We start from the raw sequence: 25145 nt of genomic DNA on the forward strand, positions 1-25145 counted from the left end.
TTCAACCTTTGCTAGTCCACCTAGGGGAAACATGACAGCGACATTAAAGAAATAACTCCATTTCACTGCCTTTCTCACTGAAACCCATTTTCTTGTATAGATGTTTCCCGTTTTCGGATGTATGCAACCAAATCCGTTTAACGCCCCTTGTTTTACTGTTATCTATACAATGCTCGAGTAAACGCCCCGCCAACCCGTTTCCACGATGCTCTGGGACCGTATACATATTAAGAATATAGGCTTCAATCCCTTTTAGATTTTCTAAATACGGTGGTCTTTTGAATAAAACCATTCCACTGATGCTTACTGCTTTCCCATTCTCTTCTGCCATATAGGATATAAATTCGTTGTCTGGAAGTGCTTTTTGTAAATACTCTCTTGTTGATCTTTCCATAAGCTGCTCCTCTTTTGGAGACTGTACCTCACCTAATTCCATTAAAAGCGCTAATCGCAAACCAACTATATGATCAATGTCTTCCATAGTAGCCCTAGTAATAGTAAACGGAGTATTGTTTTGAAAACCTGGTCCTTTATTAGACGTTAGATGTCTATCATTCATTTTTTCACCTTCCATTCGTTTTACTCTTACTTTCCCCATGATAATAAAAAATGGAATAAAGTTACACTTAATAACCCATTAAAATGTTTTATTTAGACCATTAGAGGTAATGGTATAACAACGACCAAATTATGTAGAAAGATGGTGGATGGCATTATGAATTATCGAAAATTAGCAAAAAGCGTGTTGATTCCTGTTGTCGGAGGGTCCATTGTCGGGGCAATTGCCACAAGAAACTCCAAAGAGATTTACAATGACCTCAAGAAACCTTCCTTTGCTCCCCCTTCATGGGTTTTCCCCGTCGCTTGGACAGGCCTATATACCGTCATGGGAATCGCGAAGTATCGTGTATCCGTGAAGGAAAAAAACACAAAATCACCGGAACTCCTCTATGATACCCAGCTCGGACTGAACTTTTTATGGTCTTTCCTATTCTTCAAATGGGGCTTGCGTGGAACGGCTTTCATCGAAATGGCTTCCCTATTGACCTTGATTACTTTGACGGCCTTCGAGTTTTACAGCATCGACCGTACGGCTGGCCTCGCCATGGTTCCTTATATCGGCTGGGTGACCTTCGCTTTGGGCCTTAACTACTCTATGTTCAGAAATAACTGATGGAGAAAAAAGAGCATTCCATGTTTCGGAATGCTCGCTTTTTGAATTGGACCGATAAAATATCCAGTTTGACCGATATATCTGCCAAATGGACTGATATCCTTCCTGAATGAACCGATAAAACTCATTTTAGTTATTGATGTTCGTGATTCTACCTTCCGTAACCGCCGTGATTTTTCCACCTTTAAAAGTGTTTTTCACATATTCAACGAAAGCCTCTAAATCGGCATGGCCGAATACGCGCTCTTTATCTTTTAACACGGTATAGTTATCGCCGCCGCTTGCCATGAAGTCATTGACAGTCACGGTGTACGTTTTTGACTCGTCGATTGGGGTGCCATCCGCTTTCTTCATTTCCGTGACGCGCTCTGCCACTGGCTTACTGAAATCAGCGGTATAGCTCAATCCGGAGATTTGCAAAGTTTTCGGATTGCCTTCAACGACCCACTGCTGTTGCAGCAATGTTTTCACTTCCGCACCTGTTAATTCAAGTTTGACCAGTACGTTTCCGAATGGCTGGATTTTTGCCAAGTCGGCATATGTTACTTCACCTTGTGGAATATCGGCACGAATTCCACCTGGATTCATGAAAGCGAAATCAGATTGTAGATCGGCTTTCATTGAATCCGCGATTAAATTTCCAAGACCCGTTTCCTGGGTATAGGCGTTCGCTCTTAAAATCTTTTCATCCGTCGTTCCTAGTGGCGCTTTCAGTTCTGGGAACTGATCCAAATATGAGTTTATGAACTTCGTCGTTTCAGCATCTGGTGTGATTCCGTCTTGTGTGACTGTCACGATCTCAGCTGATTTTTTGACAATGTCCTTTGTTTTCGGATCAATTTCCAAGTCAATGTCTTCAAAAGCCGTTCCGTAAGAATACGCTTGAACGATTAACTTTCCATCGACCGTACTATTATTCTTGGCATGATTGTCTCCAGCTAAAATGACATCGACTTCATCATCGATATCTTTTGCCAGTTCCGCCACTTCTCCTGTAATGACCCCATCTTTCTCAGTGCCTGGATCATGCGAGACAACGACAATCGATTTGACGCCTTTTTCCTTTAACTCATCGACCGCTTTATTGACGGCTGGGGCCTGCTCAATGAATTCTACATTCTTGATACCGGCAGGGCTTACCTTTTGAGGTGTCGTATTCGTGACGACACCAATAAATCCGATTTCCACACCGCCGACCTCTTTAATGACATAAGGATCTAATATTGGTTTTTTTGTGTCTTTATACACGACATTTGCCACCACATACGGGAAGTTCAACTTATCGAAGACAACATCCGAAGTGGGTGACTTTCCGCCATTAATTTGGGCCATCAGCGTTTCGATTCCTTTATCGAACTCATGGTTTCCGACCGTTCCTACATCAAACCCCATATTATTCAGAAACTGAAGAGTTGGTTTGTCCTGTAATAGAGAGGAAACAGGAGCGCTCGCACCAACGGCATCCCCAGCTGAGATTAACAGGGTATTTTCCGGATTCTCTGCCTCACGCTTTTTTAAGTGGGCCGCTAAGTAATCGGCACGTCCTTGTTTGACTCCGCCAAACTCAGAGGTAGTATCCATTTGACCGTGAAAATCATTGATGCCCAACAATTGTACTTGAATGTTGTTATTGGCTAGATTGAATTTGTAGATACCAAATCCTTTATCATCCGTTTTGCCTGTATATGAAATAGCACTGTCTTCATTTAAATATTCTGCACCTTTTGGCGATGAAGTGAATGTAACATTCACCTTGTCGGAAATCGGAGCAATCGACCAGTTATTGTCTGCGGTCGGATTGATTTCCTTCTCTTGTGTAATGTAATCCATCAAGATCTGACGGTTTTCATCAGCGGAATCGACAATGTATTCACTGCCTTTGACGCCTGGGAAATTCCCTCCGCCCGAAGCACGGTAATTATTCGTTATGACGATGAATTCTTGATTTGGATCAACGGCTTTACCCTCGTATTTCAAGTTGGTGATCCTGCTTGAGTCTGAAAGCTTTTCGCCTTTTTCATCATAACGGGGAGCTTTCGTGACATCGACTTGATACGTCACGCCATCAATCACGTCAAAGTTATAGACTGCAAACTTTTCATTCAGTAATTTCTGTTCCTCTGTTTTCGCAGGATCGATTGTATTGAATTTCCCTGCGGACATTTCAAGCCATTCTTTGACCACAGACCCCTTGATTTTGATGGCTTTTAATGTATTATCGTACAAATATAGGTCGCCAGCGCTGCGGATTGTCAAATCACCCGTTTTTATATCGGTGTATTCCTCGACTCCATTGCGGCCAGCCTTGAATGGTGCCCCTACAGAAAGGATTGGTAAGTCCTTATATTCAGGACGATTGTTCTTAAGGTAATTTTCAACATACCACTTTTGTGCACTTGTTACGACCTGTACAGAAGGATCATCCTGCACAAGGGCAAAATAACTGTGGATTGGCGCTGTTGTTTTACCGATTGGCGTGTTAACATACTTAACCGTTGCCTCGTGGTCTTTTTTGACCGCCTTCACAACAGCCGCATCTTCCGCCGCTTTCTTACCGGTTACTTTGTCATTGATTGCCCGGGTTGAAGAATCTGAGTTGATGACTTTCCATTTTCCCTTGATATTCTGAATATCAAGGTCGATGATGCCAAGATTACTTCCACCATATCCTGCTTGGACGGCTGGTACCCCATTGATCGTTCCCTTTTTATTATCAACGCCCGCAAGGACTTTGCCTTGACTGTCTTTGAACAGGTTGTCCAATGATGCCTCATCTTGGGCCGGGAAGACTTTATGAGTATGTGAGAACGTGATGGCATCGATATTGGCCACTTTACTTAATGAATAGATAACATCCTCGGTATTTTTGGCGTCGCCGCTAAAACCGGAATGCGTAAGCGCCACGATGACATCTGCACCCTTTTTCTTCATTTCAGGGACATATTTTTTGGCTGTCGCAATGATTTCCTTTGTTACGACTTTCCCTTCAAGATTTGTTTTATCCCAATCCATGATTTGTGGAGGGGCAAATCCGATATAGCCGATTTTCACGGACTTTTCATTACCATTTATATCTTTCACTTTCTTCGTTACGATCTTGTAAGGCGTGTATTTATTTTTATCGTTATTTGGATTTTTGTCTTTGTCTATTTTATAAACGTTTGCATTTACATAGGGGAATTTCGCATCATTGATGGCTTCATCCAAATAAGATAAGCCATAGTTGAATTCGTGGTTACCGAATGTAGCCACATCATAGTCTAGTAGATTCATCGCTTTATAGACAGGGTGCACTTCTCCCTTTTTAAGCGGGGCTATATTCGCTTTGTATGTACCAAGCGGCGTGCCTTGAATGAGGTCCCCATTATCTACTAAGACACTATTTTTCACTTCTTTTCTTGCCTGTTTGATCAAGGTTGCCGTGCGGGAAAACCCTACTGAATCCGATACGGCATTTTTGTAATAATCATAACTTACTAGATTGGTGTGTATGTCTGTCGTTTCCATGATTCTCAGTTCAAATGGCGCGTCGGAAACCGAAGTGGCCAAGCTTGTTCCGAAATTACTCGTTTTTCCATTATAGTTGGAAACGACGGATACCTTGATCCAATATCCTGACTTGTACGTGTTGAAGTGAGCAGAAAACTTTTGTGCTGTCTTGATGTCCGTCTCTACTGCTGATTGCGAAACGACCTTTGTCCCATTCATTAATTGAAAGACAACGGCTTCCTTCCCCTTATTGCCCTTTTTGGGCGTAACGGTCACAGTGGCTTTTGCCCCATTTGTGTAACTTACCGAAGGAGCGGATATGGCAAACGGTTTCGCTTTTGCCTCTCCTTTAGCGGATGCATCCACCGGAAGGGCAAATGGTGCTGTAATTAAACTTACAGCAAGGATAGGGACTAGCATTTTGGACTTGAACGACATACTTCACAACCTCTCAGATTTTATCAAATTCTAGAATAATATAACATATTCTTATCAGAATTTTTACACATTTTATTATGATCTTACATTTTTTGATAAAATACTTCTTTTGCATCATTTATTTATTGACAACAAGGGAGAATATACCATTTTATTTTTCTTATATACTCGCAAAAAAAGACCGGCTCATTATATGAACCGGCCTACTAATCTATTTGATTATCATGTGCTTTCCTCTTCCCTTAACGGTGTTTTTTTCACTGTTGCAGGTTTAGGCGCCTTTCTAAAGTCCTTACGCAGCGTTTTATAAAAGGCAGCCATGATGAGTATCAGTATGATCGTGAATGGCAAGGCCGAAACGACTGATGCAGACTGTAATCCGGTCAATCCACTCGATAAGAGAAGGACCAAGGCAATTGCCCCCATCAGGACGCCCCAAATCACTCTGACGAGCACTGGAGGGTTCAAGCTACCATTCGTCGACATCGAGCTTAAGATAAAAACGGCTGAATCGACTGATGTCACAAGGAAAGTCAGGATTAAAATCAAGACGAAAACCGTGACGACACCTGTGAAGGGAAGTCCTTTAAGCATGGTAAAAAGGGCACTCGTTATATCATTATTCACAGCTGTTGCAATTTGCGTCCCTTCAAACAAGTCCATATGAAGGGCTGTACCACCAAATATGGCAATCCAGACTAACGCGATGACTGGTGGTGCGACCATCACACCTATGATAAATTCACGGATGGTGCGCCCCCTCGAAACGCGGGCGATGAATGATCCGACGAACGGCGACCAGGCAATCGCCCAAGCCCAGTAGAAGATTGTCCATTGATAGACCCAAGGATTTCCCGTATATGGATTCAACCTTAGACTATACGGTACGAAATTAGAGATATAATCACTAATCCCCACAATGAAAGTATCCAGGATAAATTGGGTCGGCCCTGTAATGAAGATGAACAGCATGATCACGAATACTGCAAATAAGTTATAGTTACTTAACCATTTCATCCCTTTGTTCAAACCCGTGATGGCAGAGGTTAAAAAAAGGGCTGTCATCGCGATTACGATGATAATCTTGATCCAGTTTGCATCCGGCACATTATAGGCGAATCGCAAACCACCATCTATCTGCATGATGCCTAATCCCAATGAAGTGGCAACACCCATGATCGTTGCGGTGATGGCAAGGATATCAATGATTTTTTTTGTTGGTTTCACATGCCGTCCCTTCCCGATTACAGGAGAAAGCGTGGTTGAAACCAGACCGTTTTCCTTTTTCCGGAACTGAAAATAAGCCATGGCAAGTCCCACGATTGCGAATATGGACCATTGACTGACGCCATAATGAAAGAAGGAATACCCCATTGCCAATCGGGCGCTTTCTGTCGTTAATGGTTCGACGTCTTTGTATGGTGGCGTAAAGAAGTGGGTCATCGGTTCTCCTATCCCGTAGAATACTAAAGCAATGCCAAACCCACAGGAAAATAACATGCCAATCCATGTGAACATAGGGAATTCCGGACGTTCATCATCCCCGCCCAAACGAATTTTTCCGTATTTGCTAAAAACGAGATAAATCAGGAAAACGACAAATAAGAAGACAGCGGCCAAAAATAGCCAGCCAAAAGAAGATGTAGTAAATGCTAGAGCGGCATTGGCCCCTTTCGCAAAAGTGTTAGGAACCATCGCTCCTATAATGACAACTAACGATACAATCATAGCAGAAATCCAAAAAACGCTGTTTAATTTTAAACGCATCGATTCTTCCTTTCTAAGGTGCATGGTTTTTTATTGAAATGGGTTATGTTATACGAATGGTCATTCGAGGGGAAAGAATTGAATTAGATAAAAACAAGAAGATAAAAAAGGAGCTTGCCTATTCATGAATAAACGCTAACCTGTGCTGCTTATTTCATTTTCTTTAAATCACGGAATGCTGGAATCCAAAAATCTTCTACGTCCCTTTAACAAAATCAATTCTTTAATATAGCTACCATTTCTAACCGGCTTTTTGAAAACATATCAGTCTAAATTTCTATATACCCCATTTTTCACATGATAATCATAAAATTTGGCCATACAAAAAAGGAACTGGAAATGTGGGTACATTCACCAGTTCCCCCTTTATCCTTATAAATGACGGTCAATCAAACTGGCGGAGACCGGTTGGATGCCCATCTCCCTCGACCAAATCGACAGCTGACCGATATGATGGATTTCGTGGGCAATCAGGTGCCTTAATACCTTGCCCTTTTCATAACTCCCTTCCATCCATGGTGCCTCTATACATTCAAACTCCATGGCAGGTGACCACGTCTCCAAGAACTCTTTCACTTCCGGATGATACCTTGCGGATAAGTCCTGAATCGCTTCAACTGTATGAAAGGAATCCAAATCTATCTCGAGATCCGGCTTTCCCTGCATGGCCCTGATCCAACTATTTTCGACATCGATGACATGGGCGAGCGTCTTCAATATTTGGCCCATCCCCCCGTTTCTCTTCCTTAGTAGTTCATCAGAATGGAGTTCGTGACACCAATGAAACCACTCACTTCTTACTTGCCAGTTATAGCTAAAAAGTGTAAGCAGACCATCATCTCCTTTACCTAAAAGCTCGAACGCCTCCTATTTAGAGAACTCATAGATGAGCGGATCGAGCCTCCCTGTTCTCTTCCTTATACCGATAATAATCCTGCCGCTGTATCGTCTTGAACCCACATGATTCATAGAGCCTGAGGGCATGGGCGTTCGTCGCTTCCACTTCCAAAAAGATTTCATAGCCCAGACCATGCTGTTTTGCCACTATCTTTTTCAACACCTTTTTGCCAATGCCTTTCCCCTGGTATTCCGGAAAAATAGAAAACCCGTAAATCCACGCTTCCCCTTCACTATGATCGACACGGATCTTGCCGACGGTCTTCCCATCTGCCTCGATCATCAAGGTCTTCAATGTATGTTCAAACTGAATGCGCTGATAATATTCCCTCGCTTCCTTCTCCAGAAATTGAAAACACTGAATGTCCAACTGAATCTCCGTTTCTGCATCCATTTCTCGTGAAGGGCGAATGACAATATCTTCATAGTCTGACAGTTCGGTAGGCGTCCATTTCATTTGGTACTCCGAGAAAGAAAATTCACAAGGAAGCCGTTTCAAAAACTCCTTCCCCGATTGTGATGGTCCTGGAGTGTTCAGGATGATCTCTCTGGCCTCCCTTCCCAACGCAGCATCCAATGCTTCATTCACCAGCTTAGTGAAAATCCTCCTCCTCCGGAACTCCGGGTGAACCATGCCACACATCTCCAATTTACTTCCGAAGTCATATAACCCCACAAACCCGACAAGCTGTCCTTTTTCGTAATGAAGAAAATCATTTTGCATGATGCCATTCCGGCTCCGGAGTGTATCCCAATTCAGCTTCAATGTAAAATCTCCTTGTTCACTTTCTTGTTGTAAGCATTCAAGGTCCCTTAGTTGTTTTTTATTCAAAATAGTTCGCCCCCCCATCCTTCATTCCATTTTATTCCTATTCAATAAAAAATACAGCATCCTCAAATGGATTGCTGCATTTTTTTTCATATCTTATAAAAATGTTGTTTTTTCAAAAGTATTTTCACTTTACTCTATAAAACTAAAAACGTATGGGAGGGGGATTTCCACTAATTCTAAGGACCGATGCATTATATCAATAAAATGATTCTATTTGAGGATTATTTTTTTCCATTTTTTGTGTTATATTCCAAGCTAGGGGAACATAATATCCTATTCGGGCAAAATATGAATAGAAGGAAATAGGCTTCGTCACCTCATGTTCAATCAGATTTTGGATCCGATTGAATATAGGATCCAAAATCCATTTTTCAACCTAGTCCCTCGTTACCCTTATGTCAACTTCTCTTTTTATGGCCAGTTTTCTTTAGGTTTTCTACTTCTACAGTTAGTTCGTTTAGTTTTTTTCCGAAGCGGAAGAGCAAAAACATTGAAACGACGAATGGATAGCCAAAATCGCTAACTAATGATACCCACACAGTAGCATCCTCAATCATCATCCTCTTCACCCCTTTTCTTGTATCTATTAAGTAAAGTGAATAATGTCCGAGCAAAATCAATCTAGCACTATCGGTTTATAGTAAAAAGAACAAATGTTCGTATATAATTGATTTATTCCCCTTGTCCATCACTTTAGAACTTAAGGAGGGATAATAAATGAACAAGTTAACGGCCCATTTCTTTTCTTATTCACTTGATGTGTTACATCAGAGATATGCTTCATTCTTTGATCAACCCATCATCCAGGTTTTTTTACAAAATCCTGAACATTTGAAGATTTTCACGGATACGCTTGAATCCCCTTCTACCAACAATCTTTGTCATCTCAACGAGACATTCCAAATTTTCTATTACAGGGCCAAGGTGTACAAATACTTATGCTCTTTAATTTACTTTTTCTCAGTTGATTATGATAAAAGGGCGCGAAAGCAACGGGAACGCTATCGAATGGATCTCGACATGACCTCGGATAGCGGCGGTATCATCGACCGAATCGGAAATGTAGATGTTCAACTTGAAAAGATGGGGGAAACCGGCGACCTTTCTTCCCACATTAGTGATGAACAACTGGTGAATGCGCTGCAAAAACTAACGCCCAAACAAAATAGGGTACTTACGATGGTCTATTCCTACGGCCTAACCAACAAAGAAATCGCAGCTTATTTCAAAGAATCACCCCAGAATATTTCGAGCATTCGCAAACAGGGACTCGAAAAACTACGAAAACACTATTTGAATGAGATTTATGTTAGGAAGGAGAACAGGTACTGTGGATAACAAACTATCAAAGAAAGAATTGATGGAAATGATTGATTCTTTAGACCCCAAAATAAAAAAGTCCTTAAAGAATACACACCATCAGGACAGAAAAGACCTGGAACAAGAGATAAAGCTCAAAATCATAGAATCCTATGAAAAAATTGCAGCCATCGAAGCTCCCAACTTCGAGGAATTCCTGACAGAATTCTTGAACAAACAGAAACGGTAAGGAGTGCCAAGTTCAGCTCTTGCTGGGCTTGGGGCTCTTTTTTTATGTGGCTTTCCGTCCAAGCCTTTTTCAAGGACAAAAAGGACCTCACTTTTTAGAAAGTGAGGTCCCTTCTCCTATTCAGGCTTCAATGTCAGCGTATCGCCTTTTGGTTTATCTAGCCTGGTTTTGTGATACGTCCCTTCCGCCCAATCTTCGAGCTGGTCATGATACCATTTACTTTTGACATGTCCGGATTGCCCAGGACCGACGAGGTGATAAGCTTGATTCATATCGGAAAGATCCATGACAAACCTCCAGGAGCCGCCATGATTGACGGTACCGTCGTCAAGAAATGCAGCGGCCTGGACAGTGACACTGCTTCCGCCAACGGGAATCCCTCCTTCTCCGTTAAACAAATAGTTCAATGGGGAAACGCTTGAAAGCGGATGATCGAAGCGGACTTGGTGGTACTCTCCCCACTCCCAATCGGTTAGGTCGCCTCCTTGCGTTTTCTCCAATTCTTTCAATGTCTCCTGTAATGACTTCGCCAATACCTGCTCAAGTCCTCCTGCTTCCTCGATCCATGGACCTGGCTTTCCGCTCAGGGCCTCCCGCAGCAATTCATCAATCGCCGATTTCCTTCCATTAAAAAGCTTAAGGGTTTCCTCTGGAATTTCATCCGTCAACAGGACATCCCCGATTTTTTTCATCCACACATTGAAGATCATCGGTGCAGCGGCATCTGCAGAATCTATTTGATTCCATTTTTGTAGAATTTCTAATGCCTTTTGTTCCTGCTTTCCAGATGGCCCGTTTAAGATCGTTAAAAATTGCGGGACAAATTCTCTCGCCTGCAAATTCACCTGATCCATCTGCAGACTTTGCATATCCCCTGCAGTCAGTTTCTTATTCGCTTCCAAGAACTCCTGAATCCTCATCTGACGATAGGGCTGTGCCCAGTTATTACTGATGTGGTACGGATAATCATCTGAAATGACCTTGTTATTCGCGGTCGAGATGAATCCCTCTTTTGGATTGATCGTTTTTGGCAGTTCATCGAAAGGAATATAACTTTTCCATTCATATTCATCCGTCCACCCTGGCACCGGCAACATGCTATCGCCTTTTTTACGGATTGGAATCTTCCCGTTCGCCTTATACGCTATCGTCCCATCGTTGGAGGCGAAAACGAAATTCTGTGCAGGCGTTTCGAATTTCAAAAGCGCCTTTTCGAATTCATTCCAATTCTTTGCCTTATTCATATTCAAAACCGCTTCCAGTTCTGCTGACGGATCTAGTGCCGTCCACCTTAATGCCAGGACCGTATCTTTCCCACTTTTACCGGCGAATTCAGAAACGACCGGGCCATGACGTGTAATGGTCACCTGGTAATCAATCGTCTTACCGTCTTTCACCTTGATCGGTTCATCGATTATTTTGGCCTTTTCCCATTTCTCCTTATAAGCAAATTCATTCTCGCTCTTTGGGTTCCTCTTCTCAATATACAGATCCTGAACATCCGGACCCGTATTCGTCACACCCCAGGCAACGTTTTCGTTATGACCCAATATGATGCCAGGAATTCCTGCAAAAATGACCCCACTCACATTGACGGTCGGTGCCTTCAGATGCATTTGGTACCAAACCGAGGGAGTGGCGAGTCCAAGATGGGGATCGTCGGCTAAAAGCGGCTTTCCCGTATCCGTCTTTTCACCGGAGACCACCCAGTTATTACTGCCATTGAATTCGTAGGGTATGACGGCACCAGCAAAGCTCTTCTCAATGTCCAGCTCTTCCTTGCCGATGATATAAGGTGCATCCTTTGGATAATCCGGGAATAAGTCATAGGCCTTTTCCTTTGGGAACGTTTGGAGTAAGTACTGTCTGAATGCCTGATCTTCCCAGTTCCCGCCTAGATCGAACGCCATATACTTCCCAATCGTCAATGAATCCACAGGTGTCCAGGGTTTCGGCTCATAGCCAAGCAAAGTGAACTCGACCGGCCATTTTCCATTATCCTTCAATTCGTCGATATAGAGATTCACACCTTCAGCGAATACATCCAATGCTGCTTTCCCCTCACTTGAGTAGCCAGCGTAAGAAGATTCGGCAGCCCGCCTTAACCCAAGCGTTCGAAAGTATTTATCATTTTTCACGGTCTTCTCACCAATCACTTCACTTAATTCCCCGGATGCCTGACGCCTGCTTAGGTCCATCTGAAACAAACGGTCCTGCGCCTGAATATACCCTTGAGCCAAATACAGATCATGTTCATTATCAGCCGTAATATGTGGAACCCCACTCGAATCACGTATCACTGTAACCGGTTTCAAAAGACCGGGCAATAATAAATCCCCCTTCGTTTCAGGAAGCGACCTGGATAAGAATACATTTGCCGCAATCACGGCTATCACTATAAGCAAGAGCAGCGATACAAAAACCCAAAGGACACGTCTTTTCCATTTTCTTTTTGGTTTTGGCTTTGACTGAGGTAGGACTGCTTCCATTGTTTCATCTCCCTTTTCTAATAACTCTCTCTTTCTACTTTAAAGTATTCGCTTTCATATCCGACTTCCCTACCAATCCTTCAATATTTTTCTACTTATTCTGAAAGGATTGGATATATGCCTCTCCTTTTTCCTATGTACGATTAAGGAAAAATTCCTTTTGAACGCAAATGAAACGCATCGATGAACCGATGCGTTTCATTTAGGCGTTAAGGTTAAGATATTCAATCACTTTCTCCACTTCATCCGTATACAAAAGGGACTTATCAAAATCATGGACGGCTTTCGTCTCCGCTTCGAGGTAGTCATATCGGGAAATTAGATTCAAGTATCTTTTCCACTTATGTTTTTCCTGCAAAAGTCTCTTTTCCCTTTCAATATCTTCCGGAATCACTTCATTAATGATAAAGCAAGGATCCGAAAGAACCGGATGATTGAATCGTTCGTTTAAGGTAATCAATTTTGCTTTATCCCATTCGACCCTGACTAGGTCCGATATGGCCCCTACATTATCGACTGAATCAAGGATACGCTTTGATAGCGCCTCATACGCTTCATATTCGAGGCCGTTATCCGTCATGATCCCCACACTGAACCATTTTACTTGTGGATCGAGGGTGTTTTTTTGTTTGAAAGCCACTATTCATTCATCAACCTTTCGTCTATGTAAGTCATGTTTTCCATATATATGATTGAAGATAGCAGGCACCCCGTTTCTTATGCTTTTCTTTTGATCTTATCATGATTCTTCAAAGTAAAGAAATACCGGTCACTTTTGGTCAAAAACATCATCCCTCTACATGCTATAAAAAAAGGAACCTCATTCATAAGGATTCCTTCAATTCGAATACTGGATTGTAATTCCTCTTTGTTTAACGATATACTCCATGGCTTGGGCGAATGATAAGAATGATTTAACCTGGTGGGAGAAATCAAGCTTGATAATTTGCCTGACTACGGCCGGTGTAAACCCGACAAACATCGTTTCTGTACCCATCAATGCTAACGCGCCAACCAACTGGTCGAGCAGGGAAAACATGTTATCATCCTGCGTATAAGTGATGCCGGAGAAATCCAAAATCATTACTTCAGCATGGGAATCGTTACACTTTTGCAGGACCGTCGACTGCAAGGACCCCATTCGCCATTCGTCGATACGTCCGATTAACGGTACGAGCAACACATCGCTTAACATGGTTTGGACGATTGGCGTCGCCAACTCCTCCATGACTTCTTGATTTTCTTTTACTTTCTTTAAAGACTCGTTTGCCGATTTGGCAATTTTCTTATAATAATTCACAAAACTCACACTCATGCAATAGAGGAACTCGTCCAATACGGCATCAATGATTGAACTAGCTTTCAACAAGACTTCGATAGAATAGTGTCGATTGCTGACTTCCTCTTCAATGAAGCTCCAGAAAAGGTTACGCGCCAGCTGAATCTCCCCAATGATTTTATCTAACGAAACGCCCATCTCCACAATTCGATTCCCAACTCTCATCCCGATTTCACTCATGCTTTCCATCGCCTGGGCTTTACCATGGATCAAGGCATCAGCATGGATTTGAATGATTTGTGCCCGAATCACCTTGCTGGTTTCCAAATCATATGGCGAATCTTCTTCGAAAAGTTCGAGATGTTGGACCAATATATATTTGAATTTTTCGATTTTTTCTCCAATCAATACCAATTCTTCCTCCAAAACGGCAACAGCCTCCATTCAGCTCTTGATTTAAATATCAAGCCTTTTTTTAATTTTAGCAAATTTTTATTTAAAAGCGATATAAAAACCTTATATTACCAATAAGATAAAGGAAGTTTCATTTTATTAAAATAAGGGTATTACGATAACTTGGAGGAGGGATTCCTAATGAAAAAAGAACAACAAGACTTTGAAGCAGAAAATATGAGTGACTTAGTTGAACTGATCAATAGTAAAAATAATAGCCGGAGAATCTTAGATGTACTTCGTCGTAATAAAAAAGACAAAAAAGAAAATAGAGATGAAAAAGGCAAATGAAAACCCAGACCAAAAAGGTCTGGGTCTTCATTTCCGATGAGGCTTAAATTTTGAAAGTATGGATGATGCCATCCATTTCTCCGGCTAATTTCCGCAAGTGTTCAGCAAAGGCGCTGATTTCTTCTATTGCGGCGGATTGTTCCCCCGTAGCCGTCAAGACATTTAGTGTCGCCGCCTCTGAACCCGCCGCTGCAGTGGATATCATCTCCATCGACTGTACAGCCATCCTCGTTCCCGCTTCCATTTTTTCAATCGTCTCCCCCACTTGCCCCACTTGATCAGAAAGATCGTTTATGGAGTGGTGAATTTCTATAAATGTATCTCCAGCTCCGGTCATCACGTTGATTCCTTCGCTTACCTCGCGATTGACAGACCCCATTTGCTCGGCCACCTGCTTTGTTTCTTTTTGGATATGGTTGATGATTTCACTGATTTGCTGAGTTGCATGGCTTGATTGCTCTGCAAGGTTCCTCACTTCATTGGCCACCACGGCAAACCCTTTTCCTTGATCACCAGCCCGTGCCGCCTCTATGGAAGCATTCAAGGCCAATAGATTCGTCTGAGCAGCTATCCCTGTAATCACTTCAACTATTTTCCCTATCTCGACGGAACGTTCCCCCAATCCATTGACGACCCTTGCCAATTCATTCACATTCGAATAAATGGACTCCATTTGTTGGCCCGCCTGTTCGATTGAGTTTTTTCCTGCATTCGCTTTCTCCAAGGACTTATGGATGGAGCCAGATACCTTCTCCGCCCCGATTGTTACCCTTGAAAGGCTGGATGACATCTGATAAATCACCTCAGTAGTCTCGTTCACTCCCTTTGCCTGGTTTCTGGCTCCTTGTGCGACATCTTCTATCGAGCAGGAGATTTCTTCCGTCGCGCTGCTTGTCTGATGCGCTCCTTCCGCCAATTCATTGGAATAGGCGTTCATATTCTTCGATGCATCCTGAACCTTTTTCAATACGTCGCTCCAAGATTCCACAGTGTGATTGATATGAAGTGCAATCGTTTTCAAAAAACCTAACTGATCTTCACTTATCCTTTGTTTAAGGTCACCGTCCGCAATTTTCTCTAGATAACGATTAATCAATCCAATCGGACGAATGAACCTTCGATGGTTGATCACGGAGGAAATAATTCCGACAACCACACCGCAAATTGTAATGAAGACCAGATTCCATAGCATGGGCATTCCCGAAATACCATTTGCGAGACAAACGAACAGCCCAATCATGAAGGTACCTGGTACCACAACCAAGCTCGTCCGAATGATATATTGAATTAGTCTCATTAGTATCCACTCCTATGATTTTAAATTTTTTAAAATGTTCACAGAATTATCATACTATTTTCCTATTATATTTTCCACATTTATCCTTAAATAGTACTTATTTATCACAAATAAAAAAAGCCGATTTTGTTTAGCAAGGACAAAATCAGCTTTCTATTCTACTATTCACTTATTTAAGAACGGCGCTATCTTTTCCTTTGGATAGTCTTGACTTCATCACCGTCCGAAGAGATATAGACCGTTTCATCTACTTTATAGGATAAATACCGGTCACAATCTATTTCCAATATCTTTCCGTTATCGAATTTCATTGCGCAATTCGAACCCTCTTCTGTTTTGCTCACGTTAATGACTTCATTCGTCTTAAAGCCAATCGCCTTGCCATCGGAAAAATGAGGGTAGTACTTCTCGACGATCACCACTTTGTCCAACCGGCCTGGACCTGTTAAATATACAACCAATAATATGATTAAAACGGCTATTAAACCACCTAGGATTACTGTTTTTCGTTTCACTCTATCTATTACCCCTTCTTTTTATCAATCTATTACTTACTATCCTTTTTCAATAGATTATATTCAGAAACCTAGTAAATATGATAGAAAAGAGACTTTGTTTTCCTCTTTTATTTTACCTTTTTCACCATCCATATACAAATGGCCGCCAAAATGATCAAGATGGATACAACGGAAATGACTCCTCCCCAGCCGAACCGGATTAAGAATATACCGCCCGTGGCCCCCACTATACTGGATCCTCCATAATAGAAGAAAAGGTACAGAGCCGACGCTTGGGCCTTCTCGTTTTTATCCGCCAACCTTCCGACCCAGCCACTCGCAATCGAATGGGCCCCAAAAAAACCAAAGGTGAAAAGAGCCAATCCCAATATTTTCATCGATAGAGGAACTGCCAAGGTCAGGAGGGCCCCTGCTAGCATGATCAGAATCCCGGTTAGTAACACGCGTCCCCGGCTATAGCGGTCAGCGAGCTTCCCCATCCAAGTCGAGCTGAAGGTCCCGACGAGATAGATAAGGAAAATGAAACCGATCAGTGTTTGTGATAATTGATAAGGCGGTTCCATCAAGGGAATCCCCACGAAGTTATAAACGGTGACAAAGGAACCCATTAATAAGAAAGCCATGCCAAATAGCCATAATAATTGTGGATTCTTCATGTTATGTCGTAAGGATTCTATCATTCTCTTCACAGACATGTTCGTGTGCGTGACATGCTGAGAGGAAGGCAGCATCCACCAAAAGAACAAGCTGATAAGTAAGCTTAAAACGCCAAGACTTCCAATCGCTACATTCCATGAGTAGTGATCCGTCAACACCCCGACAATCAATCTCCCTGCCAGCCCTCCAATTGACGACCCACTAACGTAGATGCCCATCACATACCCCAGGCTTTTCGGATGGAATTCTTCATTGATATAAGCCATGGCGATTGCCGGGAACCCTGCAAGGACTGCCCCTTGAACCGCCCGGATAGCAATCAACAGGTAGATGTCATTCTGGACGAAACTGACACTGATCGACAGCAAAGCAGACATGGTCAGGGCTACACCCATTATCTTCTTTCGATCAATGCTTTCCGAAAAAAAAGAAACCAGCAATAGGCATATGGAGAGCGTCCCGGTTGCAAAAGACAACGTAAGACTTGCCATTGGTGGAGAAACCCCAAACTGCTTCGCAAAAACCGGTATGACCGGTTGCGTACTATATAGATCTGCAAATGTTACAAAGCTTCCAAGAAATAAAGCCAAAATCGTTTTCCGAAATGATTTACCCGCAGGTTCAATATAATTCAATTCTGCTCAGACCTTTCAATTCCTTATTTCTTATGTTAATACGTCTGGACTCAATTGTCTATTTTACGAATAAGGAGCAGGCCCATTGGATTGCCAGGCATAAAAAAGTCCCTTCACAGATACCGTGAAGGGATGGAAAATCGTTAATGAACTTGTCTATCCTTCCGCTCACTCTTGACCATCAGCCAATATACAGGTAAGCCGATTATCAAAATAATTATGGAGTAGAGGGCATCCATCGGTGTATCGATTAATGTGCTAAGCACTATGTATACCGCACCGATAATTGCCAGGATAGGGATGAACGGATAAAGCGGCACTTTATACGTTTTTGCATCCGGATCTTTTTTACGTAGAATGAAGACTGCAAAGAAGGCTAGCCCATAAAAAGAAAAGACAGAGAATATCGCCATATTCGATAGCTTATCCGGATCTGTCACAATCATCATGATGATCGCAATGACCACTTGTAGAATTGTGGCATTGACAGGTGTCCTGAATCTAGGTGATATCTTTCTTATCTGTTTATGACCAGGAACCATCTTATCCTCAGCCATCGCAAGTGTAATCCTTGGGAAGGTTAGAAGCTTGCCGTTCAGGCAACCGAAGATTGAAATCAAGATTCCGATTGCAATTAATTTTCCGCCTAGCTCACCAAAAAGAACGGTGGCTGCAACATTAGCGGAATTCGTTCCATTCGCAATGATTCCATCAGGACCCAGAACGTGTAGCATGGCCAGGTTTACAGCTAAATAGGCAACCATGACCACGACTATCCCCGTGATGATGGCCCGAGGTAATGTCTTCTGTGGATTCTTCATCTCACCAGCCATAAAGCCGACATTGATCCAGCCATCATACGCCCAAAGTGTTGCAAGAATGGCCCCTGCCATACTCACCTTCACCGTCGTTTCAACATCCATGTTGAAAACGGGCATCTCACCTTGAGCCATACCGAACACAGCTATGAAGACGATTGGAATCAATTTGGCAACCGTTGAAACGGTTTGAATCAACCCGCCATATTTCGTCCCCAACAAGTTCATGGCCGTCAAAAAGACAATCGTGATTATTCCAATACCCATTGTATAATCCATGGATATATTAAATAAACCGGCCACCAACGCACCAAAGTATAAACAAAGTGCGCCCATTACTGCAGGTCCATAAACTAGCGTTTGAACCCAACCGCAAAGAAAGCCCCACAACTTTCCATACACTTCTTCTAAATACGCATATAAACCGCCCGTTTTAGGAATTCGTGTACTCACTTCGGCGATTGTCAATCCACTTGCCAGCGTAATCAAGCCACCAATCAGCCAAGCCAATAAGGACATCGTTGAATTACCACTTAACTCAAGTACCACTCCCGGCTTCATGAAAATACCAGAGCCTATGACTGTACCCACTACTATAGATGTTCCAACCCAAAAGCCAATCGTTTTTTTCAATTGATCATTCACATAATGTCCTCCTTCCGTGTACACACCTTCTATTTTCTCAGAAAAATTATACCACGAAAAATATACAAGAATAGTTTATCGAATAATCTAAATAGTCAATTTACTATTTTAGATGTTGTTACCTCTATATTGTATCCGTTTTCATAATAAATTAATGTTTTCCTTTTTCTTCTTAAAATCCGAATTATTTTTTATTTAATTGAATTTATTATGTTTTAAAAGGATTTAAAACGAATTATATAGTTATTAAAAAGTGTAATCATTCGTATTTGGTGATTCCACCTTCATTATTTCATTTTATTTCATTTATCGTCACAATGTGAATCGAATGATGCACGTAAGGTCTATCAGATTCATATCTTTATCCTTATATAGAGATTTAATCCAATATGAATATAACATTAACATTCTTTTGTGCTCGCTAAGCCTCACTCTTTTAATGAAGCTCTATCCTTTATACGAAAAAAGGCAGAAATGTTGATGTCGCAACATTTCTGCCTTTTTCTTTTCATTTTGTTAAACCCTGCTTCTTACCAAACAATAAATAACAGGATAATGGCTAAGACCATACGATAAATAGCAAATGGCGTCAACTTCACTTTATTAATCAATAATAGGAAGAAACGTATGCAGAATAACGCAAATATGAAGGCACTGATAAACCCTGCGATAAAGAATGGTAACACGTCAGGCGTAAAGTACTCCCAGTATTTTACGATTTTCAGCAAACTGGCTCCTGCCATGATAGGCACAGCCATGATAAACGTGAAATCGGAAGCTGCACGGTAACTCATCCCCAGCAGTACGCCGCCTGATATGGTGGAACCCGAACGGGAGAAGCCTGGCCAAAGGGCTAGACATTGTATCAACCCGACACCTAAGGCTTGTTTATAAGTAATTTGATCAACCGTTTCGGCTGTCAATTTCGGTCGGAACCTATCCGCTGCAATCATCAGCAAAGCACCGAGGAATAATCCGACGATTACCGTCTTTACAGTGAATAAATGGTCATCAATATAATCTTCGAACAATAAACCTAATACGGCCGCAGGCAGCAACCCTACGATGATTTGAAGCAAATTCAACTTTTTCCCTGCCACTGCAGAGGGGTTCTTCATCTTTCGTAATCCGAGCAAGTCCATGAACCGCCCCCAAAAGAGCACAACAACAGCCAGTATCGATCCCAGCTGAATGACGACCTTGAATGCATTCGCTACTTCACTACCAAATATTTCGGTAGATTTCAGCCATAGATCATCCACTATGATCATATGCCCCGTAGAAGATACTGGTGCAAACTCCGTCAGGCCTTCCACAAGGCCAAGGATAACGGCCACAAAAATTTCCCATATATTCATTGTTTTCACCTCATTATTTCTCCGCTTGTAAATGGAAATACCATTGTATTTTACTCGTTGTTTAAAATATTGTCTATTAATCATTGCTGAAAGAAAGAAGAGATACATGTATCATAGATTCAAGGTTCTTTTTTTCAGAAAAAGGAGTGATGCATGTGAAAAACACCCAAATCTATGCCCACCGTGGATCCAAAGGAACGCATCCTGAAAATACGATGATTGCATTCAAAGAAGCCCTACGAGTCGGGGCGGATGGCATCGAGTTCGATGTCCACCTCAGTTCGGATGGGGAATTGGTAATCATCCATGATGAAACACTTGACCGGACGACCACTCTTTCCGGGTATGTAAAGGATTTCTCCGCAGAAGAGTTAAAATCAGCGGATGCGGGAAGCAAATTTTCCGAGGAATTCCATGGTGAGAAGATTCCATTCTTAGGTGAAATTTTCCAATGGGCGAAGGAACATACATTGTGGATGAATATTGAGCTTAAAACAGATAAGCTCTCTTACGAAGGCATCGAAAAAAAAGTTGTGGATGTAATCCGGCAGCATCACATGGAAAATCGAGTGATTCTTTCTTCTTTCAATCATCAATCGATTGAAAACGTAAAGACGCTGGCCCCGGAACTGGAGCGGGCTTTATTATTCGAGGGACTGCCAGCAAACGTCGAGGAAATTTTAGCCGAGAAAAAAGAAGCTGGCTTTCATCCTGACAAAAATAGCCTGACCCCATCCATTCATGCCACTGCGAAGAAACTTGGATACAAAGTCCGCCCTTGGGTGGCCAATAAACCAGAAGATATCGAGCGGCTAGTCAAATGGGGAGTCGATGTCATCATGACCGATTTTCCTGAGAAAGCCATCACGACTCTGAAAGGCATGTCAGCTAAATAAAATGTGAAAGAGAAGGGGAACATTCCCCTCCTCTTTCAATCCATGTTTATTCAGTTATTAACGAGTCGATCCGCCTAATTGTTGTTCAGCCATTTGCACTAAACGTTTTGTAATTTCTCCACCAACTGATCCATTAGCACGTGATGTTGTGTCTGCACCAAGGTTTACACCGAATTCAGAAGCAATTTCATACTTCATTTGCTCTAGAGCTTGTTCTGCACCAGCTACTACTAGTTGATTGCTGCTATTGTTGTTTGCCATGTGTTTCTCACCTCCTTATATATATTTATTTACATCTCCCCCTCCAATTATGTTTTCCAATTTATTGAATAATCGTAACTTTATGAAGATAACTTCTTCGCTCGCTATCATGAATTTCTTCCTATGCTCATAAACTGTTAGGAAACTTTCAGTAAGGGGGAAAAGACGTGCAAATTCATGTGGTTAGGCCTGGCCAAACGTTATTTGGCATCGCCCAAACATATAGCGTGAGCGTTGACCGGCTCGTTGAATCAAATAAAATTCCTAACCCAAATAATCTTGTCATCGGGCAGGCCATTGTCATTCCAATCGTCGGCAGCTATTATTTTGTCCAGCCTGGTGACACTTTATTTTCGATTGCTCAAAAAGTGGATGTACCCTATCAAGAATTAGCGAGGATCAATGGCATTTCCGATCAGGACTCCTTATCCGTGGGGTACCGCCTATATATTCCTGCCCGAAAAAAACGGACTGCTGAATTCAACGGCTATGTCGAGCCCCGTGGTACAACAGTCGCTCCTGCCCTTGAAACAGCTGCTCAGGAAGCCGCGCCTTATTTGACATACTTAGCGCCATTCAGCTTTCAGGCACTGCGAGATGGCACCTTAAAGGAACCGTTGCTCAATAACTTTCCCACCATTGCAAAAGAAAACAAGAATGTCCTCATGATGGTCATCACCAATCAGGAAAACGATCAATTCAGTGATGAACTTGGTCGGATCATCCTGACGAACACCTCCGTGCAGAATAAGTTCCTAAACAACATTGTGACCACAGCCAAGAAATATGGATTCAGGGATATTCACTTTGACTTTGAGTTTCTCCGCCCGTCCGATAAAAATGCCTATAACCAATTCTTACGTAAAGCAAGGGATCGTTTCAAAAAAGAAGGTTGGTTCATCTCGACGGCACTTGCACCGAAAACCAGTGCAGAGCAAAAAGGTGGCTGGTATGAGGCACATGACTATAAGGCACATGGTGAAATTGTCGACTTCGTGATCATCATGACGTACGAATGGGGATACAGCGGCGGTCCAGCACAGGCGGTATCCCCGATAGGACCGGTTCGGGACGTACTGGAATATGCCATCACCGAAATGCCGGCCAATAAGATTCTGATGGGCCAGAACCTATACGGATATGATTGGACATTGCCTTTTGTCCAGGGCTCCATCGCCAAAGCGATCAGCCCTCAGCAGGCCATCCAGATTGCTGCCGCGAACAATGTATCCATAGAATACGATGAGAAAGCGCAGGCGCCCCATTTCAATTACACGGATGCAGATGGGAAGGAGCATGAGGTCTGGTTTGAAGATGCCCGGTCCATTCAAGCAAAGTTCGATTTGATCAAAGAATTGAACCTTAGAGGAATGAGTTACTGGAAGCTAGGCCTTGCCTTCCCGCAAAACTGGTTGCTCATCAGTGAGAACTTCAATGTCCGACGACGGGTCTGAGGGATTTTCATATTTTTTTGCATAAACCATGTGGTCCTCGCATATCATCAAGTATTGAGCATGAAGTCCTTTTCTGGATACGTGACTCCACATGATAAAAACCTTCCGTCAGGTCACGGAAGGTTTTTATCATGTATTTGATCTCATGTTCTTACTAGAACTTCTATATATATCCGTTAAATCCTTATGAGTTCAGTCCATTTTGTCCATACTAAAAGGACTGTCGTAGGGGGGATAACATGATCCGAATCAATCCGTTCAGCAACACTTTTAAAAGGTCTCCACGTTTACTCAAACTATTTTTGACCATCATCCTATTTTTACTTGTATTCGGTTGGCTGATTCATCTAGTCGAGCCTGATAATTTCCCTTCCATATTCGAGGGAATTTGGTGGGCAATCGTCACGATATCGACCGTTGGATATGGGGATTTCACCCCACTTACGAAGTTTGGGAGAATCCTCGGGATGCTTCTCATCTTATCGGGTGTCGGGCTCATCACTTCTTATTTTGCCTACATCGCCAAAATGTCCATCTCAAGCGACCAACAATTCCTTTCCGGAAGAAAGGAGTTTAGCGGCACCGGTCACTTTATTATCATCGGCTGGAATGGACGTTCAAAACGAATCATCAAGAACATTCATGAACGCATGCATAACCAATATATTGTCTTGATTGACGACACATTGACCAAGCACCCTTTGCCACGGACGAATATACATTTTGTCCAAGGGAAAGCCAGTTTGGATTCCGTTTTGCAACAGGCCAATATTAAACAGGCGGCACGGGTCCTCATCACTGCCGATCTCCAACAAAACGAACTGCAGACCGACATGTTCACCGTGTTGGCTTTACTGGCTATAAAAGGACTGAACCCTCATGTATATTGTCTTGTTGAAATTTTAACGCAGGAACAGAAGGAAAATGCATTACGTGCGGGAGCAGATGCCATTATCGAAACGAATAAGTTTGCGAGTGATTATATGCAGGAATGTTTATGGAGAGGAATGGAAAAGCGGGAAGAAGAAAATTCGGCCACCGAAAATGGTTTAAAGATTGAACAGATGCCCGTCCAATTCGATTGGAACGGGCAAACATTCAAACAATTGGGGATTACATTATTAGATAAGGATATTCTCTTGGTTGGCATCATTTCAGGAGGCGAGACACGTATCAAGCCTCCTGCAGATGCAATCATCCATCAAAATGATATCTTGCTCATCATCGATCGTTAATCCAATAAGATTTTTTCAAGGTCCCGAACGAGAGATTTCCCATACGCAATATATTCCTGAGGAAATTCAGCATCGGGGTCTTCCGGCTCGGCAAATTGATTAAATGAAGCGGAGAGATTCCCGATATTTCCCTCGCGGTCGATGCCATCTTCATACTTATGAGATAATAAATACGGCGTCATGATTTCAACCATGGCCCCGTCCGTATCAAGTGACCCATCCACAGCTTTGAAGGGAACACGCAAAAACTGATAGCCATCTTTGTCGTCCATTTTAAAATCGAAGGTGCCGTGGTCATAATCCCAACCACCACCAATCATATACCCTTCTGGTTTAAGCTTCGTTTCCAAATCGAATAATCCAAAGGTTTTCCCTTCCAACTTAGAAGATATTTCAATCATGTTAAAAACCTCTTTTGCTAATTTTAATAATTAGCTTACCCAAAAGTCTTAAAATAACCCCTATTGATCACTATCCTCTTTCGATTGGGTAAAAAGCAAATTGGCTTCGGCTGTACCTTCTGATTGATAAGCTTCCTGGATATCTGCCTGCTGCTCTGTTTTCTGTTTTTCCAGATCTTTCATAGCGTTTTGATTGCCCGTAGTTGAAGGGGTACTTATCGTTCCAGCGTAACTATTCGTTGTCGAAGATAGTTGCATGCACATTCCCTCTTTTCTAGGTATCGGATTACATAGCATTATCAACCTTAACTT

24 protein-coding genes are annotated in these 25145 nt (G+C 42.3%); 7 read left to right on the top strand and 17 right to left on the bottom strand.

Features of this window, described 5'->3' with window-relative positions; translation table 11 throughout:
• Positions 1-43 precede the first annotated feature (43 nt).
• Positions 44-559 carry a GNAT family N-acetyltransferase gene (locus tag ACIQXU_RS12930; RefSeq protein ID WP_402989907.1) on the bottom strand — a complete coding sequence of 172 codons (516 nt, stop codon included), beginning with the start codon at positions 557-559 and terminating at the stop codon, positions 44-46.
• A gap of 156 nt (positions 560-715) precedes the next feature.
• Here ACIQXU_RS12930 and ACIQXU_RS12935 point away from each other — a divergent pair, with 156 nt between their 5' ends.
• Entirely contained in the window at positions 716-1174 is a 459-nt protein-coding gene (locus ACIQXU_RS12935; RefSeq protein WP_402989910.1) for a TspO/MBR family protein, read from the top strand.
• A gap of 129 nt (positions 1175-1303) precedes the next feature.
• On the opposite strand, the gene ACIQXU_RS12940 is transcribed toward ACIQXU_RS12935, so the two are convergent.
• From ACIQXU_RS12940 to ACIQXU_RS12960, 5 genes are all read right to left on the bottom strand, one after another.
• The gene (locus ACIQXU_RS12940; protein ID WP_402989913.1) at positions 1304-5101 is read right to left on the bottom strand and encodes a bifunctional 2',3'-cyclic-nucleotide 2'-phosphodiesterase/3'-nucleotidase; all 3798 of its coding nucleotides are present in this window, start codon (positions 5099-5101) and stop codon (positions 1304-1306) included.
• A 222-nt stretch (positions 5102-5323) separates the two neighbouring features.
• Positions 5324-6868 (bottom strand): BCCT family transporter, encoded by a 1545-nt coding sequence (locus ACIQXU_RS12945; protein WP_402989918.1) that lies wholly within the window; start codon positions 6866-6868, stop codon positions 5324-5326.
• A gap of 372 nt (positions 6869-7240) precedes the next feature.
• On the bottom strand, positions 7241-7699 hold the full coding sequence (locus ACIQXU_RS12950) for a DinB family protein (protein ID WP_402990077.1): 459 nt from the start codon (positions 7697-7699) through the stop codon (positions 7241-7243).
• Positions 7700-7748: 49 nt separating this feature from the next.
• Complete coding sequence (locus ACIQXU_RS12955) at positions 7749-8597, bottom strand: GNAT family N-acetyltransferase (RefSeq protein ID WP_402989923.1); 849 nt, start codon at positions 8595-8597, stop codon at positions 7749-7751.
• A 398-nt stretch (positions 8598-8995) separates the two neighbouring features.
• Positions 8996-9157: a YvrJ family protein gene (locus ACIQXU_RS12960; RefSeq protein ID WP_402871171.1), complete on the bottom strand. Its 162-nt coding sequence runs from the start codon at positions 9155-9157 to the stop codon at positions 8996-8998.
• 157 nt (positions 9158-9314) lie between these two features.
• Between ACIQXU_RS12960 and ACIQXU_RS12965 the strand changes: the two genes are divergently transcribed.
• Together ACIQXU_RS12965 and ACIQXU_RS12970 are read left to right on the top strand one after the other, a co-directional pair.
• Positions 9315-9935: a sigma-70 family RNA polymerase sigma factor gene (locus tag ACIQXU_RS12965; RefSeq protein WP_402871169.1), complete on the top strand. Its 621-nt coding sequence runs from the start codon at positions 9315-9317 to the stop codon at positions 9933-9935.
• Positions 9928-10146, top strand: coding sequence for a hypothetical protein (locus tag ACIQXU_RS12970; RefSeq protein WP_402871166.1), 219 nt, complete (start codon positions 9928-9930; stop codon positions 10144-10146). Before ACIQXU_RS12965 ends, ACIQXU_RS12970 begins: the two co-directional genes overlap by 8 nt.
• 116 nt (positions 10147-10262) lie before the next feature.
• On the opposite strand, the gene ACIQXU_RS12975 is transcribed toward ACIQXU_RS12970, so the two are convergent.
• The 3 genes from ACIQXU_RS12975 to ACIQXU_RS12985 form a co-directional block, all read right to left on the bottom strand.
• Positions 10263-12635: a penicillin acylase family protein gene (locus tag ACIQXU_RS12975; protein ID WP_402989926.1), complete on the bottom strand. Its 2373-nt coding sequence runs from the start codon at positions 12633-12635 to the stop codon at positions 10263-10265.
• Positions 12636-12837: 202 nt separating this feature from the next.
• Positions 12838-13275: a hypothetical protein gene (locus tag ACIQXU_RS12980; RefSeq protein WP_402989929.1), complete on the bottom strand. Its 438-nt coding sequence runs from the start codon at positions 13273-13275 to the stop codon at positions 12838-12840.
• A gap of 198 nt (positions 13276-13473) precedes the next feature.
• Complete coding sequence (locus ACIQXU_RS12985; protein ID WP_402871157.1) at positions 13474-14340, bottom strand: STAS domain-containing protein; 867 nt, start codon at positions 14338-14340, stop codon at positions 13474-13476.
• A 168-nt stretch (positions 14341-14508) separates the two neighbouring features.
• Between ACIQXU_RS12985 and ACIQXU_RS12990 the strand changes: the two genes are divergently transcribed.
• Positions 14509-14658 (top strand): hypothetical protein, encoded by a 150-nt coding sequence (locus ACIQXU_RS12990; RefSeq protein ID WP_402871155.1) that lies wholly within the window; start codon positions 14509-14511, stop codon positions 14656-14658.
• Between the two features lie 43 nt (positions 14659-14701).
• Here ACIQXU_RS12990 and ACIQXU_RS12995 read toward each other — a convergent pair whose 3' ends face one another.
• The 5 genes from ACIQXU_RS12995 to ACIQXU_RS13015 all read right to left on the bottom strand — a co-directional run bounded on the left by ACIQXU_RS12995 (position 14702) and on the right by ACIQXU_RS13015 (position 20586).
• Entirely contained in the window at positions 14702-15955 is a 1254-nt protein-coding gene (locus ACIQXU_RS12995; RefSeq protein WP_402989931.1) for a methyl-accepting chemotaxis protein, read from the bottom strand.
• A 185-nt stretch (positions 15956-16140) separates the two neighbouring features.
• Entirely contained in the window at positions 16141-16470 is a 330-nt protein-coding gene (locus tag ACIQXU_RS13000) for a hypothetical protein (protein WP_402871149.1), read from the bottom strand.
• 110 nt (positions 16471-16580) lie between these two features.
• On the bottom strand, positions 16581-17765 hold the full coding sequence (locus ACIQXU_RS13005) for an MFS transporter (protein WP_402989934.1): 1185 nt from the start codon (positions 17763-17765) through the stop codon (positions 16581-16583).
• A gap of 143 nt (positions 17766-17908) precedes the next feature.
• Positions 17909-19228, bottom strand: coding sequence for an APC family permease (locus tag ACIQXU_RS13010; protein ID WP_402871145.1), 1320 nt, complete (start codon positions 19226-19228; stop codon positions 17909-17911).
• Between the two features lie 530 nt (positions 19229-19758).
• A complete protein-coding gene (locus ACIQXU_RS13015) occupies positions 19759-20586 on the bottom strand; it encodes an undecaprenyl-diphosphate phosphatase (protein WP_402871142.1) in 828 nt (275 codons plus the stop codon).
• A gap of 155 nt (positions 20587-20741) precedes the next feature.
• On the opposite strand from ACIQXU_RS13015, the gene ACIQXU_RS13020 reads away from it, so the two are divergent.
• Positions 20742-21482 carry a glycerophosphodiester phosphodiesterase gene (locus ACIQXU_RS13020; protein ID WP_402989937.1) on the top strand — a complete coding sequence of 247 codons (741 nt, stop codon included), beginning with the start codon at positions 20742-20744 and terminating at the stop codon, positions 21480-21482.
• Positions 21483-21539: 57 nt separating this feature from the next.
• Here ACIQXU_RS13020 and ACIQXU_RS13025 read toward each other — a convergent pair whose 3' ends face one another.
• The gene (locus ACIQXU_RS13025) at positions 21540-21743 is read right to left on the bottom strand and encodes an alpha/beta-type small acid-soluble spore protein (RefSeq protein ID WP_402871137.1); all 204 of its coding nucleotides are present in this window, start codon (positions 21741-21743) and stop codon (positions 21540-21542) included.
• Positions 21744-21910: 167 nt separating this feature from the next.
• Between ACIQXU_RS13025 and ACIQXU_RS13030 the strand changes: the two genes are divergently transcribed.
• Positions 21911-23197, top strand: coding sequence for a glycoside hydrolase family 18 protein (locus tag ACIQXU_RS13030; RefSeq protein WP_402989940.1), 1287 nt, complete (start codon positions 21911-21913; stop codon positions 23195-23197).
• Positions 23198-23436: 239 nt separating this feature from the next.
• The gene (locus ACIQXU_RS13035) at positions 23437-24432 is read left to right on the top strand and encodes a potassium channel family protein (protein ID WP_402954255.1); all 996 of its coding nucleotides are present in this window, start codon (positions 23437-23439) and stop codon (positions 24430-24432) included.
• On the opposite strand, the gene ACIQXU_RS13040 is transcribed toward ACIQXU_RS13035, so the two are convergent.
• The gene (locus ACIQXU_RS13040; RefSeq protein ID WP_402871129.1) at positions 24429-24833 is read right to left on the bottom strand and encodes a YugN-like family protein; all 405 of its coding nucleotides are present in this window, start codon (positions 24831-24833) and stop codon (positions 24429-24431) included. The genes ACIQXU_RS13035 and ACIQXU_RS13040 overlap by 4 nt on opposite strands.
• Before the next feature lie 60 nt (positions 24834-24893).
• Positions 24894-25091 carry a hypothetical protein gene (locus ACIQXU_RS13045; protein WP_402989943.1) on the bottom strand — a complete coding sequence of 66 codons (198 nt, stop codon included), beginning with the start codon at positions 25089-25091 and terminating at the stop codon, positions 24894-24896.
• Between the last annotated feature and the right edge of the window lie 54 nt (positions 25092-25145).

The sequence above is a fragment of the Peribacillus sp. NPDC097284 genome, from assembly GCF_044761765.1.
Classification (GTDB): domain Bacteria; phylum Bacillota; class Bacilli; order Bacillales; family DSM-1321; genus Peribacillus.

Excerpts from the sequence above, each read along its gene's own strand:
- ACIQXU_RS12945 (WP_402989918.1), bottom strand. The coding sequence starts at position 6,868 with ATGCGTTTAAAATTAAACAGCGTTTTTTGGATTTCTGCTATGATTGTA.
- ACIQXU_RS13025 (WP_402871137.1), bottom strand. The coding sequence starts at position 21,743 with ATGGCAAACAACAATAGCAGCAATCAACTAGTAGTAGCTGGTGCAGAA.
- ACIQXU_RS12960 (WP_402871171.1), bottom strand. The coding sequence starts at position 9,157 with ATGATGATTGAGGATGCTACTGTGTGGGTATCATTAGTTAGCGATTTT.
- ACIQXU_RS12995 (WP_402989931.1), bottom strand. The coding sequence starts at position 15,955 with ATGAGACTAATTCAATATATCATTCGGACGAGCTTGGTTGTGGTACCA.
- ACIQXU_RS12930 (WP_402989907.1), bottom strand. The coding sequence starts at position 559 with ATGAATGATAGACATCTAACGTCTAATAAAGGACCAGGTTTTCAAAAC.
- ACIQXU_RS13035 (WP_402954255.1), top strand. The coding sequence starts at position 23,437 with ATGATCCGAATCAATCCGTTCAGCAACACTTTTAAAAGGTCTCCACGT.
- ACIQXU_RS12940 (WP_402989913.1), bottom strand. The coding sequence starts at position 5,101 with ATGTCGTTCAAGTCCAAAATGCTAGTCCCTATCCTTGCTGTAAGTTTA.
- ACIQXU_RS12990 (WP_402871155.1), top strand. The coding sequence starts at position 14,509 with ATGAAAAAAGAACAACAAGACTTTGAAGCAGAAAATATGAGTGACTTA.
- ACIQXU_RS12935 (WP_402989910.1), top strand. The coding sequence starts at position 716 with ATGAATTATCGAAAATTAGCAAAAAGCGTGTTGATTCCTGTTGTCGGA.
- ACIQXU_RS12975 (WP_402989926.1), bottom strand. The coding sequence starts at position 12,635 with ATGGAAGCAGTCCTACCTCAGTCAAAGCCAAAACCAAAAAGAAAATGG.
- ACIQXU_RS13045 (WP_402989943.1), bottom strand. The coding sequence starts at position 25,091 with ATGCAACTATCTTCGACAACGAATAGTTACGCTGGAACGATAAGTACC.
- ACIQXU_RS13040 (WP_402871129.1), bottom strand. The coding sequence starts at position 24,833 with ATGATTGAAATATCTTCTAAGTTGGAAGGGAAAACCTTTGGATTATTC.
- ACIQXU_RS12965 (WP_402871169.1), top strand. The coding sequence starts at position 9,315 with ATGAACAAGTTAACGGCCCATTTCTTTTCTTATTCACTTGATGTGTTA.
- ACIQXU_RS13015 (WP_402871142.1), bottom strand. The coding sequence starts at position 20,586 with ATGAATATATGGGAAATTTTTGTGGCCGTTATCCTTGGCCTTGTGGAA.